Origin of the sequence: Corynebacterium glyciniphilum AJ 3170 (assembly GCF_000626675.1) — a bacterium.
In the GTDB taxonomy this organism is placed as follows: Bacteria; Actinomycetota; Actinomycetes; order Mycobacteriales; family Mycobacteriaceae; genus Corynebacterium; species Corynebacterium glyciniphilum.
Map to the genome: position 1 here is coordinate 1,146,949 of NZ_CP006842.1, position 17,927 is coordinate 1,164,875.

The window sequence follows — 17,927 nt, forward strand, 5'->3', positions numbered from 1 at the left end:
TAGACTCGTGCCACACCGCCAGAACCCACGCCGACGCCACCCACGGGAGCATTGATGAGTACAGATTCCAGATTCACTGTCGCGGCCATCCTCTTCGACATCGACGGCACGCTGGTGGATTCCACCCCTGCCGTGAACCGGGCGTGGCGTGCCTGGGCAGCCGAGCACGCCATTGACGCCAGCGAGGTCCTCGCCGTGTGCCACGGGCGCCGATCCGCCGACACCATCGCGGACTTCCTCCCGGCGGACCAGGTGGCAGCCGAGGCCGAGAAGCTTGAGGCGCAGGAAGCCGGAGACGTGGACGGTGTCGTCGCACTGCCAGGCGCGGCAGAACTGCTCACGTCTCTGCCCGCCGGCATGTGGGCGGCAGTCACCTCGGGTTCACAGGCATTGATGCGTGCACGGCTCAGTGCGGCGGGCCTCCCCGTCCCGGGGAACCTGATTGCCGCCGAGGACGTCACCGAGGGAAAACCGGATCCGCAGGGGTACCGGAAAGCAGCTGAGGCACTGGGGGTCGAACCCGAAGACTGCCTGGTCATCGAGGATGCCCCGGCAGGATTAGGTGCCGGACGCGCCGCCGGTGGCCGGGTACTCGCGGTGGCGACCTCCCACGCACGCGAAGAACTGGAAGCGCTCGGACGCGGTGAGGCGCCGGACGCCGTCCTTGATGACCTCACGGATCTCCGGATCGAGGCTCAGGACGGTCGGCTTGCCGTCACAATCGCCGACGGCGAGAGCAAGCAGGAGTAACCGTCGCACAGGTCAGGTCTACTAGAGTTGGGATATGGATCACAGCACAGACAACAGAGACCCAGTAGACATCAAACCCCGGTCCCGGGATGTGACCGACGGCCTGGAGAAGACGGCAGCCCGGGGCATGCTCCGCGCGGTCGGCATGGGCGACGACGACTGGGACAAACCTCAGATCGGCGTCGCCAGTTCCTGGAATGAGATCACCCCCTGCAACCTGACCCTGAAGAAGCTCGCCGGCTTCGCCAAGGAAGGCGTGCACGCGGCAGGCGGGTACCCGCTCGAGTTCGGCACGATCTCCGTGTCCGACGGCATCTCGATGGGGCATGAGGGCATGCATTACTCGCTGGTGTCCCGCGAGGTCATCACGGACTCGGTGGAGACGGTCATGTCCGCCGAGCGGCTCGACGGCTCGATCGTGATGGCAGGCTGTGACAAGTCCATTCCCGGCATGCTCATGGCCGCGGCGCGGCTGGACCTGTCCTCGGTGTTCCTCTACAACGGCTCGACGATGCCGGGACAGGCACGTCTGTCGGACGGGACGGAAAAAGAGGTCACTCTGATCGATGCTTTCGAGGCGGTCGGCGCCTGTCGGGCGGGCAAGATGTCAGAGGAGGACGTCGGAATCATCGAGCGGGCCGTCTGCCCCGGAGAGGGGGCGTGCGGCGGCATGTACACCGCGAACACCATGGCGTCCGCCGCAGAGGCTATGGGGATGAGCCTGCCCGGCTCCGCCGCGCCGCCGGCGATCCACCGGAACCGCACCGAGTACGCACGCCGCTCCGGGGAGGCCGTCGTCGGCCTGCTGCGCAAGGGCATCACCACCCGTGACATCATCACCCGTGAATCCCTGCTCAACGCTGTGGCGGTGGTCATGGCCCTCGGTGGCTCCACCAATGCGGTGCTGCACCTGATGGCTATCGCACATGAGGCGGGCGTCGACCTGAAGTTGCAGGACTTCAACGACGTCGGCGACCGGGTTCCGCACTTCGGTGACCTCAAACCGTTCGGCCGGTACGTGATGAATGACGTCTTCAGGGTCGGCGGCATCCCCGTGGTCATGCGCGCGCTGCTGGACGCCGGCCTCATCGACGGCACCTGTCTGACCGTGACCGGTAAAACGGTTGCGGAGAACCTTGCCGAGATCAACCCGCCGGATCCTGACGGGAAGATTCTGCGCAGCATGGACGAGCCGTTGCACGCGACCGGCGGACTGAGCATCCTCACGGGGTCGTTGGCACCTGAAGGAGCGGTGGTGAAGACCGCCGGCTTCGATGCCGAGGTGTTCGAGGGCACGGCACGGGTGTTCAACCAGGAGAAGCCGGCGATGGATGCTGTGCTCAACGGTGAACTGAAGAAGGGCGACGTGGTCGTGATCCGCTACGAAGGGCCCAAGGGAGGGCCTGGAATGCGGGAGATGCTGGCGATCACCGGTGCCATCAAGGGTGCCGGCATCGGTAAAGACGTCCTGCTGATCACCGACGGTCGGTTCTCCGGCGGGTCGACGGGCCTGGTCATCGGTCACGTCGCTCCGGAAGCGGTGGACGGTGGTCCGATCGCCTTCATTGAGGACGGTGATCCCATCAGAGTGGACATCCCGTCCCGCTCCATCGATCTCCTCGTCGACGAGGAGACGCTGGCGGACCGGGCCAACGGCTGGACGCCGCCACCGAACCCGCGGTTGCACGGAGTACTCGGGAAGTTCGCCAAGCTGGTGCAGTCCGCGTCGGTGGGAGCGGTCACGAACATCTGAGGACCGGCGCACCCTGCCGTCCCTACGATTTCCTCAAGGAACTTCAGGGTTTCTGGGCCGATCGTCCCCAGGGGCGGCTAGGGTACTTGCCATGTCGAACGAAATGTCCTGGGCGGCGCGTGCCATCATCACCAGAACCAACGGTACGGTCGCAGCGCCCCGGCAGCGTCGACGGACGCTCTACGATCTGGTGAAGAATATGATCCTGTGGATCTTCTACCTGCAGAATATCCGCATCGAGATCGAAGGGGCAGAGAACATCCCGCTCACCGGCGGCGTGATCCTCGCCCCGAACCACCGTGCCTACTATGACGTCATCCCGGTCAGTGGACCGCTCCAGCTGCGCGGCGACCGTAAACCGCGCTACATGCTGAAGAAGGAGGCCTTCGTGAACCGATGGATTTCGAAACTGTTCGTCGAACTCGGTGGCATCGCGGTGGACCGCGCACCGGGAAAGGGACGGGAGTCATTGTCTGCGGCCGTCGATGCGTTGCAGGACGGAGAGGTTGTCGCGGTCTTTCCTCAGGGGACGATCCGCCATGACAAGGAGATCGGCGAGCTGAAATCCGGCGCGGTACGCATGGCGGCCCGGTCCGGAGCGGTGATCGTTCCGGTCGGGTGTTCCGGGACGCAGAAACTGTGGACCCGGGGAGAGCGACCGCGTCTGGGTGGACGTCGGGTGACCGTGTATGTCGTGGTCGGCGAGCCCATCACTGTGGACGGCAAGGGTACGGAGGGTACGGAGGGCACGGAGGAAATGGACGCCGGAACCTCAGCGCTACGGGCCCGGTTGCAGTCGGTCAAGGACCGGGCCGATGAGGCGGCGATGAGGCGCACCTACGCCGGGAGGTAGTCGTTGGTGGTGGCATCGGCACCGTTGATCAGCGCATTGCTTCCTGTTGCCGCATCGAGCAGTCCGTTCTCGCGCATCCAGTCGGCGTAGTCCGACCACGCCTGCGGATTCTGCACCCCGAAGGTGGTGTCGCCGTCGCTGTTGCCCTTCTCCAGGATATCGATGGTCGCCTCGACCATCGCCGCCAGCAGGTCGGGGTCGTAGGCACCCGCAGTTTCCGGGGTGAGCGCGTCGACGGCCAGGGCTGCGTCCCGCATCGCCGCATCGTGGCCGTCGGCAGTGCCGGCGAGGAAATTGCGGACGCGGTCGGCGTACGCGTCGTCCTCGGAGAGGCGGGTGGGGTTGGCGATGATCACTAGTTCCGCAGAGGACGGTACACCCATCTCGGCGGCTGTCAGCGTGGTGATGTCGGTGCGTTGTGCGAGTTCAACGCCCTCGATGTTGGGGTAGGCGCCGAAGATGGCATCCACCTGATCGCTGAGCAATGCCTGGTTGAGGTTTTGTTGGACGTTGGGCATGGTGATCGACTCCGGGTCGATCCCAGCTTGTTCCGCGATGTAGTTCAGTGTGGCCTGCTGCGACGGGAGCCCTGACGTGGCCACGGATTTTCCCTCAAGGTCGCTGGGCTCGGTGATTCCGGAGCTGGCCTTGGTGATCAGAGAGTTCAGGGGTGTGGGGATCAGAGCACCGACATTGATCACGTCCAGGCCCTCGGCGCGGGCAATGATCGTGTCGGTCTCGTAGCTGATCGCCAGGTCCGCCCGTCCCAGGGAAACGTCCTTGGCGGCGTCAGCGGTGTTTCCGGGAAGCAGGAATTCCACGTCCAGACCCTGCTCATCGTAAGCGCCGGTGTGGTCGGCGGTGTAGAGGGCCAGGTGGTCGGGGTTCGGGTTCCAGTCCAGTAGAACGCGGGTGTGACCGGTGTTGTCGTCCTCCGCGCCGCCGCAGGCAGTCACCGACAGTGTGGTGGCCACAGTGACAAGGAGGGCGGCGGATCTGATCAGGGGTTTCATCGGGAACCTTTCGGAGATTGTGAGGGGGAGTGGGCCGCCCAGGGGCAGCAGAGTCGCTCCAGCATGGTGGCCAGCAGCAACAGCGTGGCGGACATGACGGTCAGCACCACCACGAGGGCGAAGACATAGTCGGTCTGTAGCCGGGGGATGGCCTGGAGCAACAGGTACCCCACACCGTCGGTGGAACCGGTGTACTCCGAGAACACCGCGGCAACCGGGGCATAGGTCACCGCGACCCGGAGCCCGGCGAAGCCGGCGGGCAGGGCGGACGGGAACCGCAGGCGCCAGAACACCGCGTGGCGGGTGCCGTGCAGGCTGCGCATCGTGTCCACCAGCCGCTGGTCGACTCCGCGGATACCCGACAACAGGTTCATCGCCACCGGGAAGAAACAGACCAGGGCAACCACGATCACCTTGGGCAGCATCCCGTACCCCAGCGCGATCGTGAGTATCGGGCCGAGCACGATGGTGGGTACCGCCTGCGACGCCACCAGCAGTGGCGTCAGTGCGCGTCCGAGTAGCGGCAGGTAGCCTGCTGCAACGGTGACAACCAGGGCGACCGCCACTCCGCACAGGATGCCCAGCAGCGTTTCGGTCAGCGTAAGCCACGTCGCCGGGGCCAATCGTCCCGCCCAGTTATCCCGTAGCGCGGTGACGACCGACCCGGGCGAGGGGAGGACGTAGTCCTCGATGCGCGTCCCGGAGGTTGCCGCGACCCAGAGCAGGGCGATGAGGACCACCGTGACCAGGGGAGGAGCGACGGAGGAGAGGGCGCGTGTACTCACTGCCCACCTCCTGCGAGTTCACGCAACAGGGCGGCGCGGGCCTCCGCGAAATCCGGATCAGCGAGGACGTCTTCCCGGGGGCGTCCAGCGCGACGGCTAAACCATCCCGGCCACGTCTGTCGCACCCGACCGTCGGCCAGGAGAATGACCCGGTGGGACAGCAGCAGAGCCTCGTCCACATCATGAGTCACCATGATCATCGTGGTCGCTGCCTTGTGGATGTTGTCCGTGGCCGGTGCGCTGAGCACGGTATGGAGCCAGTCCTGGATGTCGGCGCGGGTGATTGCGTCCAGTGCACCGAGCGGTTCGTCCGCGAGTAGGACGGGTTTCTCCGCGAGCAACGCCCGGGCCAGCGCGGCACGCTGTCGCATACCTCCGCTGAGTTGGTCGGGACGGCGACGACCGTGGTGCTCCAACCCGCACCAGGCCAGCACTTCGGCGGCTCGGGCACGGGCCGCGCGTCGGCCTACGCCACGGTTGCGCAGTGGAACGGCAACATTGTCACGGACGCTGAACCAGGGCAGTAGGCTGTCGCCCTGGGGCATCAGGGCACAGTGATCGAGCCGTGAGGAGTCGTCGGTGTGGTTGAGGACGGTCACACTGCCCTGTGCTGGAGAGACGAGCCCACCGATGAGGTGCAGCAGTGTGGACTTGCCGCACCCGGAGCGGCCGATGACGGCGACGTGCTCGCCGGCGGTGACGGTGAGATGGACGTCCTGCAGGACGGCAGGAGAGTGCGGGTAGGCGACGTCGACACGGTCGACGGCCACCGCCGTGACGGGCGGCATAGGACATTCCTCCGCTCATGTGAATGAGGTCAGGTTCAGCGGGTGTGATCTCAGCCCCGGCGCAGCGCAGTTGCTGCGTGGCGGGACACCCCGTGTCTGTGGGTGGTCAGGTATTCAGTTGGTTACGTACTGCCTGGAGACATCATAGGGGACCGGCGCGCGTTTCGGGAGCTTCCAGCGTCTCCGGTGGCGGACGAGCTGACATAGCACGTCTCGCGGGAAAAGGTGTTTATGGGGGAGGCACACATTCTAATGTGGTGCGCGACACTTTCCGGTGCGGTCCACACTAACCGGTTTATAGTCCACAGGTGATGGTCGAATACCGACCATCAAGACCCGTTCTTTTGACCTCACTCAAGGAGAAATACATGTTCGACGCGCTCACTGAACTCGCAAAGTCTATCGCAGGTATCGTCACCTCTGCCATTGAGGGCGACTGGGCAGGTCTCGCCACCAACATTGTGGGCACTGTCCGCGATTCGATTGGTGTCGGTTCCTCTGCTCTGGAGGCAGGTTCCTCGGTTATTGAGGCCTCCGCGGAGTAGCACAGTTCCGGAAGATATGCGGTTGACTGCTGGCCGGTCACGCGAGCACGGGAAAGGTTAACCGGTTATCTGGCAGAATGCGCACAACTCGTGTCTGTCACTCCGTCCCTGACGGCTGGTAGCATTTCCCCTGATGAACATCGAGCTGATTGGTGTGCCCTTTGACGGCTACGGTCGGACTGGACATCAGGATTGCGCTGCCGCAGTGCTTCGCGAGACCGGGCTGGTTGAAGCCCTGCGTCCCCATGATCTCTGTGACCGTGGGGATCTTCAACTGCCCTCGGGGGAGTCTGTCCGAGGAGCGCAGACAAACTTACTGAATGAGCCTGCCCTCATAGAGATGACTGAGCAGTTGAACACGAGGGTGGCCGAGACGCTCAGTGCCCACAGGTTTCCTGTCGTTGTCGGGGGTGACTGTTCGCTGCTGCTCGGGGTGGTTACCGGGGTGCGCGACGCTCTTGGGCGCATCGGTCTGTTGTTTATCGACGGGCACGAGGACACCATGCCGTTGGATGTCGTTGAGGATGGGGAAGCCGCCAACTGTGAGATCGGTTTATTGCTCGGACTAACTGGGCGTCAGCTAGCGGGCCCACTCGCTGGAAAACTCCCGGCATTGGATCGACACCGTCTGGCGATGATAGGTCAGCGTGACGCGGAATGGCGCCGACGGTTCAATGTCGGCAGCCTCGCAGATGCGGGAGTGTGGTCGAGGGACCTCGATCAGATGCACAGTTGCCCGGAGACCTCGGGTCGGGTTGCGGCGGAACACTTGCGTCAACATGCCGACGGTTGGTGGCTACATGTGGATCTGGATGTGCTGGATCCAGTGGTGTTCTCCGCCCAAGGCCTGCCTGATTACCCAGATGAACCTGGTGGACTTGATATGGCACAGCTGGAGGCCGTTGTCGGCGGTGCTGTTCGTGCCGGAGGCTGTGTGGGGATGAGCGTGACGATCTATGACCCTGCACAGGATCCAGATCGGTCAGGTGCCACGGCAGTTATCGGGCTGATCGGCGACATCCTGCGAGAATGTGCGCACGATTCACATGACTTCTAAGGAAGGTAGTTGATGATAATGAACCCCCGTGACCTTCGATGTGAGGCTGTTGTTTTTGATCTCGGAAACGTTCTCATCGGCTGGGACCCTTATCTCCCCTTCTGTGATGACATGAGCAGAGCTGAATGGCAGGAGCTCTCCTACAGCGCAGACTTCAGTGCGCTGAACATCATGGCGGACAAAGGTTCTCCGCTGGATGAGGTAATTTCCCAAGCGTACGAGAGGGGGTCCCGGTACGGTGAATTCATCGAGCGTTACTATGATCGCTTCGACCGGTCGCTGACGGGGCCCGTTCCTGGAACGGCGGAGGTCGTCGACGACCTTGAGGCCACAGGTGTGAGACTGCTTGGGCTGACTAACTGGTCGGCTGAAACCATACATCACGCGCCTCGTCACGCTCCTTCCATCCGCAAGCTGGAAGGCCTTGTTGTCTCCGGTCAAGAAGGAGTAGCTAAACCTGATCCGGTGGTTTTCCGACGTCTGATCCAGCGCTACGGCATTGACCCTGTCACGTCCGTATTTATCGATGATTCAGTGCATAACGTCGAAACTGCGAATGAACTCGGTTTCACCGCGATCCAGTTCGTTGATGCGGAGCGCTTAAGGGATGTGCTTGCCCATCGTGGAATCCTGAGTGCCTGAAACTGACATCGTTGCGGGCCCGGATCAGGCGAATATAGACAACCCGTACACAAAAAAGACCATCAAGTGCGCCGCGCCGTGGAGAGCCGTCACCCGACGTCCGGTGAACGTCGCTACCGACAGCATCAGAGTGACCGCCAGGAGAACCAGATTGGTCGGCGACTCGAAGAGCTCGACCCGCTGGCCGGTCAGCATGCCGATGGTCAGGACGGCTGGGATCGTCAGCCCCACCGTCGAGACCAGCGCCCCGTGGCAGAGATTGCTGACCCGCTGGATTTCGCCCTGATGGGCCGCCCGGATGGTCGTGATCGTCTCCGGCAGGAAGACGACCATCGCGATGAGCACACCGGAGAGCGCGACCGGCACGCCGGCGCGGGCCAGTCCGTCGTCCAGCAGGGTGGCCATGTCGTGAGACAGCAGGACGATGGGGAGCACGGTCAGGAGCAGGATCACCGAGCGCGCCATGACCTCCGGGCGGTGTTCGGCGAGAATGTCACGGACGCTGGTGCGCGGTGTCGTCTCGGCGTTCTCGTCGGCGGGGTGAGCGGGCTGTTGGCCGACTTCCTGGAAATCGCCGCGCTGCGCCCCCATCTGTCGGTAGAGGAAGAAGACGTAGAGCGCCACCGTGAAGACGATGATCGGGATCTCCTGGCCCACGGTATAGGTGCCATCTGATCCAATCAGGCCGGGCATGACGAAGGCCATCGTCGCCAGGACCACCAGTACGGAGAGATAGGCTGAGGTGCCCGTGCGGTTGGGGAGCATGCCCCCGTGGCGGTGACCACCGACGATCAGTGCCACTCCGATGACCAGGTTGAGGATGATCATGGACACGGCCATGACGGAGTCACGGGCGATGGTGGTGTGGTCACCCGGACCGAGCATCACCGCAGAGATCAGGATGACCTCGATGACCACGATCGAGAGGGTGAGTATCAGGGTGCCGTAGGGATCACCGAGTCGGTGAGCCAACCGCTCTGCCTGGGCGACGACGCCGAACGCACAGATGACGATGACGGCGATGATTCCCACGAGAACGGCGGTCAGCGCCGATGTCGACAGAGTGCTCTGGAGCCACGGCCGGGCCAGGAGGGTGGTGAGAAAGGTTCCCCAACCAAGGACCAGACGGAAGATGACGGCGGAGGAGAAAGCGCCGCGCAGGGAACTACGGTGCCCTGCGCGATCGGATGCACTGGTCATAGCTGTGTACCCGGGGTTTCTGCGGGGTCGTCCCTGCTCAGGGTGTAACCGGCCGGGTCGTCCCGGCGAGTGTTGTGACCAGACCATGTTAACACCGTATTTCGGAGACTCAGAACGGCAGGAACACCAGGAGCCACGCCAGCAACGGTCCGATGACCACAACCACCCCGGAGTAGATGAGCATCTGGCGGAAGAACTGGTCGCGGTGCGCGGCGTCGACGTTGGCCAGGACCATTGCGCCGTTGGTGGAGAACGGTGAGACGTCCACGACCGTGGCCGCGATGGCGATCGCCGCGGCTGTCCCTGCGATAGGTAAGTCGCCGCTGACCAGGAACGGTGCTGCCATCGTGATCGCGATACCGATCGTCGCTATGGACGACGCGAGCGCTGAGACGATCCCGGAGAGGTAACACAGCAGGAGCAGACCGATCAGCGGAGCTCCGAGGGAGGAGACCGCGTCGGAGATCACGTCAACCGTGCCTGCGGCCTCCAGAACCTCGATGTAGGTGATCATGCCGCCGACCAGCACGATCGTCGACCACGAGACAGTGGACAGCGCCGTGTGGGAGGCGGTCGGCTTCAGGATGGCCAGACAGCCGCCGATGATCAGTGAGACAACACCGATATTCAGGCCGAAGATACCGGCGCCTATCACGAGTGCCGCGAGTCCGACCATCGTGGCGATCTGGTATGAGCTGATCCGGGTGCGTGTGGTGGTGGCTCCGGGCTCCGCGGGGAGTCCGGCCGACTCGTCGGCGTCGACGAGATCCTGGTCGGCCCGCGCGAGGGCGCCGAAGAGGTGACGTCCACCGAGGAAGACGTAGACGATGATCCCCATCAGCACGTTGAAACCCAGTGCCATGAGGAAGAGTGTCCACTGGTGGTTGCCGAGGTCATTGTTGCGCAGGAAATCGTTGACGTAGATCCCGTACACACTCAGCGGAGAGAGTAGTCCCGCCATGCCCCCGTGGACGACCATCATGCCCATCATGAGCTGGTTGATGCGGTATCGGCGGGCGAAGGGAATGGCCAGTGGAGAGATGACCCCGATGGCGAAGATTGCACCGATGGACATGAACGCCCCGGTCAGGGCGAAGAAGATCCAGGGCATCACTGCGCGGTTTCCGCGCACTGCTTTCATCGCCCAGTCGAGGATGATGTCGATGGTGCCGTTCTGCTGGGCGAAGCCGAACAAATAGGTCAGTCCCATGAGAGCGATCATCAGGTCGACGGGGAACCCCGCGAAGACCTGATCGAAGACGCCGTCGGCGCCGCCACCGGCATCATCGCCGAAGCCGGGGACAACAAGACCTACGATGAATGCCCCGATAAGTCCTAGAATGCCGAGGTTGACATTACGTAATGTGCCGATGAGGAAGATCAGCACCAGGACAGTGATCGTCAGGACGTGCGGGCTCACAGTACTCCTAGCGGGAAACAAGTTCGCTGCCGGTGCCAGTACGGGACGGCTACCGCATGGGGTGGGCGGTGACCCGTCACCGCGCCTGGGAGCGGCGGGGACTCGACGCGACATGCCGTGGTGAGGCGTGCGACCGGAGTGATGGTACTCCGGTGTGGAAACGTCACTGTCACAGGGATATAGAGGAGAGCACGACCGGAGGTTCAGGTCGTCATATTGATCAAGGGCAGGACGACTGCGGCGATCGTCAGCCCGCTGATCTGCGTCAAGCTGAGGCGTTCCTTGAGCACAACCAAGGCAAGAACCACCGGGACCGCCGGATACAGGGCGATCGCAACCATCACCGGTGCCAGGTTCGCCTCGCGAGTCGCGTAGAGATAGCTGACCATGGCTAACGCAGCCAGGACTCCGACCGCCGTGGCTTTTACCGCCCTGCCACGCTCCCGGTAGATGAGAGCAACGGGGGCACGGTCTGCCTTGATCCATAAGATCATCCCCAGGGGAATCACACTGACCAGCTGACCCACCAGCATCGGTGCCGCCGGATCAGGGCCACCGATACGGCTGAGGGAGAAGAGCTGTACGGCATATCCGAGACCGGCGACCAGACCGAAAGCGACAGCGGTTGCACCACCCGCTGACGGTTCATCGCATTTCTCTCGACGGGAAGGCCGACTCAGCATGATGGTCGCGGGGATCAACAGCATCCCCGCGGCAAGGAGGCCTGGCTCCACTGGTTCACCCAGGGCGACGATCGACAGGAGGAAAGGCACGGCCACGGAGACGATGCTTGTCACCGGGACAACGACGGTGATCCGGCAGTGCCGCATGCCTTCATAGAGAACGCCGACACCCCCACCGGCGCCGAGACCTGACACCACTGCCCAGAGCATGTCAGTACCGGGAGGCCAGCCTCCCGAGAGCGGTAGCGTCAGTACTAACCAGACCACGAATAAGACAGCACCGCCGAGCTGAGAACAGATGGCCACCACCGCGGCCTGAGTCCGTCGTGCCAGCACACCATTGAAAAAATGTGATGTCCCGAACATGACAGCTGCCATGACCCCCAGAGCCTCACCGATAAGACCTCACTCCTTCCCGGATCTCCCGGGTTTCACACTATGGTGGACTTTCTGTGCGGTCTAGTTCCTGTTAAGCAACGATATTGTTTACTCTGGGTTCATGCTTGATCGACGTATGGAGCTGTTGCGCGTTCTCGACCGGGTAGGAACTATCACCGGTGCCGCCGAGCTGCTTTACCGCAGTCCCTCCGGATATTCGCGACAACTGAGCAGCCTGGCCGACGAGCTGGGCGTTCAACTATTGGAGCAGCACGGTAGAGAAGTGCGGTTGACCGCCGCGGCGCGCAGATTGGTCTCCTATGCCGACGAGGTAAAGACATCATGGCTGCGGACGAGGGCCTCGCTAACTGAAGAATCAGACGGCGGTGGACGGCTGAGGATCGGAGCGATCCCCACCTCTCTGTCCAGGCTTGTGGTTCCTCTCCTCGGTGATTTGTCAGCAGCGCACCCGCTGCTGAGCATCCGGTTGTCAGAGGTTGATGCTCCAAGGTGCTTTGACCAGCTCATCGCCGACCAGCTCGATGCTTGCCTCGTTCCCGCCCGGGCCGGGGTTCCGCCGCAGAGTGACCGCAGATTCCACCAGAGATCAGTGATCGTTGAACCGATTGACGCGCTGGTCCCTCCGGAGCATCCCGCTGCCGGACGCCCCGGGATTTCACTCAAGACACTGGCAGAGGACCGCTGGGTCCTGCCAGGTGATGAACGCTCAGGTCATGAGGAGATTCTCAGTGCCTGTCACGCCGCCGGGTTCACACCTCAAGTACAGCACTATGCGCAGGACACGCAAGCGGTGTCGGATCTGGTTGCAGCCACTGGTGCTGTCAGTTTGACGTCGAGGTTCGCTACCTACCGCTCGCTCGCCGTCCGCGTTCCGTTGACCGGTAGTCCACAGCCAGGACGGCAGCTCCTGCTCTGTACCGCTGCGGGGGCGGAGAACACAGCCGCACTCGGCACGTTGGTGGAGCTCATCCGGCTTCGGACGCCCGTGACAGATCTTGGCGAGGATTGAAGAGCACCACCCACGAGGGCACTTATCACCATTCAATTCCGCCGGGGTCGGTAGCTCTGTACGCTGCTGTTTCATGATCAGATTGTCTGCAGGGATTCCTGCGCACCCCTCACCACTCTCCGTTGCCAGGATCGCCGCCGCTCTCACTGCAGGAGCACTTGTTGCCGCAATCGTCCCGCTCGCCGCTGCCGGACCTAACTCTGTGACCGAGTACTCGGTTCCCGCCGGATGTGCGCCCTACGCGCCGCGGGACGTGGAAGAATCGGCATCCTCTGGTTCGGGTGGTGGGCCGCCGAAGCTGATGGAGGATGCACCCGGAGCCGTGGAATGCCAGGTCCCGTCGCCCTCGATGGGGCGCGACTTCTCGGTGATCGTCCGCCCGTCGCTGTCCCCGAACAATGAGAAGGTCGCCCTTTTCCTCGACGGGGCCGACTCTGGTGAGGTCAACGGCTGGGTCGAGAAAGCAGGCGCGGTCAACAAGCTCACCGACGTTGACATGACTCTCGTCTTCCCGGTTATCGACCCGTGGACGTGGTCACAGAACTGGGACGGGGGAGTGGAGTCGTCCGACGCACAGTTCGAGACTTTCCTTGCCGGTGAGCTGCCGGACTACCTGGAAAACGCCTTCGACGTGCCCGGCGGCGGACGCGGAACCACAGGTGTGGTCGGCTTGAGTGCCGGGGCCTACGGCACGTTGAATCTGGCGACGAAGTATCCCGAGCAGTACAGCTCGGTGTACGCCCTCAGCGGGATCTACGATCCGCAGTCTGCGGGAGGGCGCTTCGCCATCGACGCAACATCGACCTACCTCAGTGGTCGGGAGCGTGCGCCGTGGACGTCCGAGGCGAGTCGGGCTGCGAACAATCCGATGCGTAACCTGCACAAGCTCACCATGCCTGCGATAGTCAACGTCTCCACCGGCATCGTTCATCCGGAAGAGATGGTGGGCACGGATCCGCTGTCGGCGTTCTTCGTCGGCGGCCCGGTGGAGACCGGAACGTTCGTGATGACCGCCCAGCTGCAGGCCGAGGCGATCCGCCAGGGCATGGACAACATCGACTTCCGTTACGACATTCTTGGCGGGCACACCTGGCCTACCTGGCGACGGGCTGCCTTCGACAACGGGACGATCTGGACGTTCCTGGAACGGATCTGAGTTCTAAGACGGGCCCCGTCGGGTGTTGCGTCGGGCTGGTCCCAGCGGCTCCTGTTCAGCGGTCAGGGTAAGTACTTCGCTGGTGTTGTCTTCGAAGATACAGGTCATGAGATTCCGGGCGTCGGGGTTGTCGTCGACGACCTCGGGAAGGCCGAGTCCGAGGACCGTGTTGATCAGCATCCCCTTGGCGAGGAATGCTTCGCACTGTGCGTCCGTGAGCCCTACCTCATCGCGCAGGACTCGGTAGATCCCCAGCATCCCGTCCCTGGCCAACGGGCCGAAGCGAGGATGGTGGCCCAGGGTGAACAGGTGCATTGTGGTCAGGAGGACTCCCCGGTCAGCAACGAGGTTGACGTAGGCCCGTCCGAGGATTGCCTGCATCTCGCCGTCGGACGCGGGGGAGCGGGCTCCTGTGTCGCGGAAGACTGAGGCAATGCGGTCGATTGCGCGCGATGCCGTCTCGGCAAAGAGATTCTCCTTCGATCCGAAGGTGCGCACGACGTAGGCCTGGCTCAGTCCGGCAGCATCCGCGATGGCGTCGGTGGTCGCACCGGCATATCCGCGTTCGCCGAAGACGACACTTGCTGCGTCGAGCATCAGTTCGCGACGCTCTGTCGCAGGGATCCGTCCGGGCGCGCCATTGTTCACGTTGACAGGATATCAGTTGATTACCTAGGTTAGTTGTAATCAACTGATTACAACTAAGGACACGTGATGGCTGACATATCCCTTCAGCGCCGGGACGTCGGGGTACGACCCACCTGGCTGGTGGTGCTCGCCGTGTCGCTGCCGATGTTCATGGCCGCACTCGACAACCTCGTGGTAACGAACGCTCTACCGGTGATCCGCGAGGATCTCGGTGCCTCGCTGGAAGCCCTGACGTGGACGGTCAACGCGTACACCCTGAGTTTCGCCTCGCTGATCCTGATGGCTTCCGCCCTGGCTGACCGTTTCGGGCGCCGACGGGTGTTCATGGGCGGTCTGTTCGTGTTCACTCTGGCCTCTCTCTGGTGCGGATTCAGCGATGACGTCGGCATGCTCATCGCCGCCCGTGCACTGCAGGGAGCGGGGGGGAGCGGCGGTCATGCCGCTCTCGCTGACACTGCTGAGTACGTCCGTTCCTCTGCGTATGCGGCCCGCGGCAATCGGGATCTGGGGCGGCGTCTCCGGTCTCGGCGTGGCGCTGGGGCCGATCATCGGAGGAGCGGTCGTGGAAGGGCTGAGTTGGCAAGCGATCTTCTGGCTCAACGTGCCGGTGGGGCTGATCTGTCTGCCGCTGATCCGTTATGCGCTGCCGGAATCGCACGGTCGACCCGAACGGCTCGACGTCCTCGGCGTCATCCTGGCGGCCGGCGGTATCTTCACGCTCACCTTCGGTATTGTCCGCGGTAATGATGCAGGCTGGACCAGCGGTGAGATTCTAGGAGCGTTGGTGGCAGGTGTAGCGCTGCTTGTCGCGTTCATCGCCTGGGAAACCCGGGTGACTGCCCCGCTACTGCCGCTGCGGCTCTTCCGGAACAGGAGCTTTGCTGCGGCGAATGTCATCGGCGTGGTCTTCTCCTTCGGAATTTTCGGCGCCGTATTCCTCCTGATCCAGTTCCTGCAGCTTGTGCAGGGAGCCAGTCCGCTCCATGCAGGAGTCATGACCATGCCCTGGACACTCGCGCCGCTGGTGGTGGCGCCGCTGACCGGCTTCATCACACCGCGCACCGGGACGCGGCCGGTGCTGATCGCCGGGCTGTTGTTGATGGCGCTCGGGCTGTCCTGGATAGCTGTTCTTCTCGATCCGGCAGTGGAGTACCACGTACTCGTTCCGGCGTTTGTCGCCGCCGGCGTGGGAATGGGCCTGGTGTTTGCACCATTGGCGACGGCCACGCTGCACGGAGTGGCGGCAGAAGACCAGGCGACGGCATCGGGGACCAATTCGACGGCCCGCGAACTCGGCATCGCGTTGGGCATTGCCGTACTTACCGCCGTCTTCACTGGAGCGGGAGGCGAACTCACCCCTACCGGGTTCACCGAGCCAGCGGTCCCGGCGGTTCTCGTCGGTGCGGTGGCGCTCGTGGCCGCAGCCGTGACGGCCATGGTGATTCCCAGGGATTCCGGTAGGGCGGCGCCTCAGGGGGTCGCCGCCTGACTGCTGGTGTGCAGAACATCACGCGGCGAGGACCGGTTTTTCCGGACGGAGGCTTGAATTCACCAGGAAGACAGGTCGACAATGGAATGAGTTCGTCACGGACCGTTCTCGGCCCCGGTTGGGGAATTCCCTACACCCGGGGTTTTTCGTGTCCGTCCATTCACGTCGCGTGAAGGTGTTTCCACTATGGGGGACAAGTCGCAGTTGCCGTCCCGCCTCACCCGTCTGCCACCGGCACAGTATGCGCAGCGCAAACCTGTCCCGCGACAGACGGAGATGGGGCGCCGGCGACGGCCGATCGCCATGTTCGCTCTCGCGCTCGGCAGATTCGGCATCGGGACCACATCGGCATCAGTGAGGCCCAAGCGGGACACATCGTCACCTCCTATGCCCTCGGCGTGGTGGTCGGTGCGCCGCTGATCACCACCTTGACCGGACGAATCCCGCGACGTCGGTTAATTATCGTCCTGATGGCCGCCTTCATCATCGGTAACGCCATGAGTGTGGTCGCCCAGGGCTACGGGGTGCTGTTGGTGGCACGGTTCATCGCCGAGCTACCGCACGGCGCCTATTTCGCCGTCGCGAACCTGATCGCCGCGTCGATGGCCGATCCCGGGAAACGGGGGCAGGCGATCGCACGCATCTCACTGGGTCTGGCCACCGCCACGGTGATCGGGGTGCCGGTCGCCCAGTGGATCGGGCAACAGCTGGGCTGGAACAGCGCCTATGCGGTAGTGGCACTCGATGCCGCATATGACCCTGATGCCGATGACCCGCCCGTCGACCGAGATCGGAGCTCTGGTGAACCCCCAGGTGCTTCTTTCGCTGGCTGCGGGAGCGATCGGGTTCGGCGGTATGTTCTGCGTGTACACCTACATTTCGTGGACGATGACCGAGCGTGCCGGGTTCCCCGAGGAGCTCATGTGGTTCGTGCTGATGGTCTACGGCATCGGCATGGTGGTCGGTAACTGGATCGGTGGGCGTTTTGCCGATATCAACGTTGATGCGACGGTGGCAGGGTCACTGGTGACCATGGTGGTTATGTTTGTCCTGCTGTCCGTCGGCGGTGTGGTGATTGACGCCGGATTCAACTACTCCTACCCGGCGCTTGCCGGGGCAGTGCTGGCAATCGGCGGCCTGGTGGTGTTCGTACCGGCCGTGCTGCTGCGTCGCCGTCAGGTGGCCCGTGCGGCGTCGGTCCGGGTGATGTCATAGACGTAGTGCAGCAGCGTCGTGGTGTGTCCGGACGGGGCGCGGTCTGCTGTTCGTCCGACGGGTACGAACCCTGCTCGAGTCAGGACGTGCCGGGAGGCAGTATTCACCGGCACGGTTCGCGCTGTCAGCTGTGACAGACCGCTGCGGCGAACGAATGACACGGCCAGATCCAGGGCCTCGGTTATCCGACCCGTTCCCCGGTGCGCCGGATGGAGCCAGAATCCCACCTCGGCATGATCATCGGTGACATCGAAGAGTACAAGACTGCCGCAGAAGTCGTCGGTGGAGACGTCGGCGATAGTCAGGACGGCAAGGCTTCCGCGGGCCAGGCCCGGGACGACCTCGTCGCGGACCATGGCTCGGACGGAATCCGGAGTGTAGGTGGGTTCCGGCAGGTGGCCGTACTGGCGTACGTCGGCGTCCCGGGTGCCCTCGGCGAATGCCTGCGCATCTTTGTCGGCGAGCGGTCGGAGGCGGGTGTCGGTGCCTTCGAGGGGGAGAAGTGAGCTATCGAGCATATCA

17 protein-coding genes and 2 pseudogenes are annotated in these 17,927 nt (G+C 63.4%); 11 read left to right on the forward strand and 8 right to left on the reverse strand.

From position 1 onward, the window contains the following. Positions 1–54: 54 nt before the first annotated feature. From CGLY_RS05325 to CGLY_RS05335, 3 genes are all read left to right on the forward strand, one after another. Positions 55–750, forward strand: coding sequence for an HAD-IA family hydrolase (locus CGLY_RS05325; protein ID WP_038547082.1), 696 nt, complete (start codon positions 55–57; stop codon positions 748–750). 34 nt (positions 751–784) lie between these two features. Further along, the gene (ilvD, locus tag CGLY_RS05330) at positions 785–2,503 is read left to right on the forward strand and encodes a dihydroxy-acid dehydratase (protein ID WP_038547084.1); all 1,719 of its coding nucleotides are present in this window, start codon (positions 785–787) and stop codon (positions 2,501–2,503) included. A 91-nt stretch (positions 2,504–2,594) separates the two neighbouring features. Continuing rightward, complete coding sequence (locus CGLY_RS05335; RefSeq protein WP_052539708.1) at positions 2,595–3,356, forward strand: lysophospholipid acyltransferase family protein; 762 nt, start codon at positions 2,595–2,597, stop codon at positions 3,354–3,356. Here CGLY_RS05335 and CGLY_RS05340 read toward each other — a convergent pair. The 3 genes from CGLY_RS05340 to CGLY_RS05350 are packed head-to-tail and all read right to left on the reverse strand — an operon-like array spanning position 3,341 to position 5,942. Beyond that, positions 3,341–4,369 carry an ABC transporter substrate-binding protein gene (locus tag CGLY_RS05340; RefSeq protein ID WP_038547087.1) on the reverse strand — a complete coding sequence of 343 codons (1,029 nt, stop codon included), beginning with the start codon at positions 4,367–4,369 and terminating at the stop codon, positions 3,341–3,343. The two genes, CGLY_RS05335 and CGLY_RS05340, sit on opposite strands and share 16 nt — an antisense overlap. Beyond that, the gene (locus CGLY_RS05345) at positions 4,366–5,154 is read right to left on the reverse strand and encodes an ABC transporter permease (RefSeq protein WP_052539712.1); all 789 of its coding nucleotides are present in this window, start codon (positions 5,152–5,154) and stop codon (positions 4,366–4,368) included. The genes CGLY_RS05340 and CGLY_RS05345 overlap by 4 nt, the downstream gene beginning before the upstream one ends. Continuing rightward, positions 5,151–5,942, reverse strand: a complete 792-nt coding sequence (locus CGLY_RS05350; protein ID WP_038547090.1) for an ABC transporter ATP-binding protein — start codon at positions 5,940–5,942, stop codon at positions 5,151–5,153. The genes CGLY_RS05345 and CGLY_RS05350 overlap by 4 nt, the downstream gene beginning before the upstream one ends. Before the next feature lie 368 nt (positions 5,943–6,310). On the opposite strand from CGLY_RS05350, the gene CGLY_RS17090 reads away from it, so the two are divergent. The 3 genes from CGLY_RS17090 (at position 6,311) to CGLY_RS05360 (ending at position 8,186) form a co-directional block, all read left to right on the forward strand. Then, positions 6,311–6,487: a beta-class phenol-soluble modulin gene (locus CGLY_RS17090; protein ID WP_144313632.1), complete on the forward strand. Its 177-nt coding sequence runs from the start codon at positions 6,311–6,313 to the stop codon at positions 6,485–6,487. A 133-nt stretch (positions 6,488–6,620) separates the two neighbouring features. Beyond that, the gene (locus CGLY_RS05355; RefSeq protein ID WP_227590394.1) at positions 6,621–7,544 is read left to right on the forward strand and encodes an arginase family protein; all 924 of its coding nucleotides are present in this window, start codon (positions 6,621–6,623) and stop codon (positions 7,542–7,544) included. Positions 7,545–7,556: 12 nt separating this feature from the next. Next, positions 7,557–8,186 (forward strand): HAD family hydrolase, encoded by a 630-nt coding sequence (locus CGLY_RS05360; RefSeq protein WP_038547096.1) that lies wholly within the window; start codon positions 7,557–7,559, stop codon positions 8,184–8,186. A gap of 24 nt (positions 8,187–8,210) precedes the next feature. Here the strand turns inward: CGLY_RS05360 and CGLY_RS05365 are convergent, their stop codons facing one another. From CGLY_RS05365 to CGLY_RS05375, 3 genes are all read right to left on the reverse strand, one after another. After that, entirely contained in the window at positions 8,211–9,386 is a 1,176-nt protein-coding gene (locus CGLY_RS05365) for a calcium:proton antiporter (RefSeq protein ID WP_038547099.1), read from the reverse strand. Positions 9,387–9,495: 109 nt separating this feature from the next. Continuing rightward, positions 9,496–10,806, reverse strand: coding sequence for an SLC13 family permease (locus CGLY_RS05370; protein ID WP_038547102.1), 1,311 nt, complete (start codon positions 10,804–10,806; stop codon positions 9,496–9,498). 203 nt (positions 10,807–11,009) lie between these two features. Further along, entirely contained in the window at positions 11,010–11,699 is a 690-nt protein-coding gene (locus tag CGLY_RS05375; protein WP_144313633.1) for an EamA family transporter, read from the reverse strand. Positions 11,700–11,988: 289 nt separating this feature from the next. Here CGLY_RS05375 and CGLY_RS05380 point away from each other — a divergent pair, with 289 nt between their 5' ends. Beyond that, a complete protein-coding gene (locus CGLY_RS05380) occupies positions 11,989–12,897 on the forward strand; it encodes a LysR substrate-binding domain-containing protein (protein WP_038547108.1) in 909 nt (302 codons plus the stop codon). A gap of 73 nt (positions 12,898–12,970) precedes the next feature. Continuing rightward, positions 12,971–14,053 (forward strand): alpha/beta hydrolase, encoded by a 1,083-nt coding sequence (locus CGLY_RS05385; protein WP_081803786.1) that lies wholly within the window; start codon positions 12,971–12,973, stop codon positions 14,051–14,053. Between the two features lie 3 nt (positions 14,054–14,056). On the opposite strand, the gene CGLY_RS05390 is transcribed toward CGLY_RS05385, so the two are convergent. After that, a complete protein-coding gene (locus CGLY_RS05390) occupies positions 14,057–14,701 on the reverse strand; it encodes a TetR/AcrR family transcriptional regulator (protein WP_038547111.1) in 645 nt (214 codons plus the stop codon). 150 nt (positions 14,702–14,851) lie between these two features. On the opposite strand from CGLY_RS05390, the pseudogene CGLY_RS17950 reads away from it, so the two are divergent. From CGLY_RS17950 to CGLY_RS05400, 3 genes and pseudogenes are all read left to right on the forward strand, one after another. Next, positions 14,852–15,064 (forward strand): annotated as a pseudogene (locus tag CGLY_RS17950) (MFS transporter); the annotation flags it as partial. Between the two features lie 73 nt (positions 15,065–15,137). After that, positions 15,138–16,190 carry an MFS transporter gene (locus tag CGLY_RS05395; RefSeq protein WP_265101961.1) on the forward strand — a complete coding sequence of 351 codons (1,053 nt, stop codon included), beginning with the start codon at positions 15,138–15,140 and terminating at the stop codon, positions 16,188–16,190. 186 nt (positions 16,191–16,376) lie between these two features. Next, a pseudogene (locus CGLY_RS05400) lies at positions 16,377–17,405 on the forward strand (MFS transporter). On the opposite strand, the gene CGLY_RS05405 reads toward CGLY_RS05400, so the two are convergent. Beyond that, entirely contained in the window at positions 17,366–17,923 is a 558-nt protein-coding gene (locus tag CGLY_RS05405; protein WP_038547114.1) for a GNAT family N-acetyltransferase, read from the reverse strand. The pseudogene CGLY_RS05400 and the gene CGLY_RS05405 sit on opposite strands and share 40 nt — an antisense overlap. Positions 17,924–17,927: the final 4 nt, after the last annotated feature.

Coding starts and splice junctions, on each gene's coding strand:
- CGLY_RS05325 (WP_038547082.1), top strand. CDS start 55: ATGAGTACAGATTCCAGATTCACTGTCGCGGCCATCCTCTTCGACATC.
- ilvD (WP_038547084.1), top strand. CDS start 785: ATGGATCACAGCACAGACAACAGAGACCCAGTAGACATCAAACCCCGG.
- CGLY_RS05335 (WP_052539708.1), top strand. CDS start 2,595: ATGTCGAACGAAATGTCCTGGGCGGCGCGTGCCATCATCACCAGAACC.
- CGLY_RS05340 (WP_038547087.1), bottom strand. CDS start 4,369: ATGAAACCCCTGATCAGATCCGCCGCCCTCCTTGTCACTGTGGCCACC.
- CGLY_RS05350 (WP_038547090.1), bottom strand. CDS start 5,942: ATGCCGCCCGTCACGGCGGTGGCCGTCGACCGTGTCGACGTCGCCTAC.
- CGLY_RS17090 (WP_144313632.1), top strand. CDS start 6,311: ATGTTCGACGCGCTCACTGAACTCGCAAAGTCTATCGCAGGTATCGTC.
- CGLY_RS05355 (WP_227590394.1), top strand. CDS start 6,621: ATGAACATCGAGCTGATTGGTGTGCCCTTTGACGGCTACGGTCGGACT.
- CGLY_RS05360 (WP_038547096.1), top strand. CDS start 7,557: ATGATAATGAACCCCCGTGACCTTCGATGTGAGGCTGTTGTTTTTGAT.
- CGLY_RS05365 (WP_038547099.1), bottom strand. CDS start 9,386: ATGACCAGTGCATCCGATCGCGCAGGGCACCGTAGTTCCCTGCGCGGC.
- CGLY_RS05375 (WP_144313633.1), bottom strand. CDS start 11,699: ATGCTCTGGGCAGTGGTGTCAGGTCTCGGCGCCGGTGGGGGTGTCGGC.
- CGLY_RS05380 (WP_038547108.1), top strand. CDS start 11,989: ATGCTTGATCGACGTATGGAGCTGTTGCGCGTTCTCGACCGGGTAGGA.
- CGLY_RS05385 (WP_081803786.1), top strand. CDS start 12,971: ATGATCAGATTGTCTGCAGGGATTCCTGCGCACCCCTCACCACTCTCC.
- CGLY_RS05395 (WP_265101961.1), top strand. CDS start 15,138: ATGCCGCTCTCGCTGACACTGCTGAGTACGTCCGTTCCTCTGCGTATG.
- CGLY_RS05405 (WP_038547114.1), bottom strand. CDS start 17,923: ATGCTCGATAGCTCACTTCTCCCCCTCGAAGGCACCGACACCCGCCTC.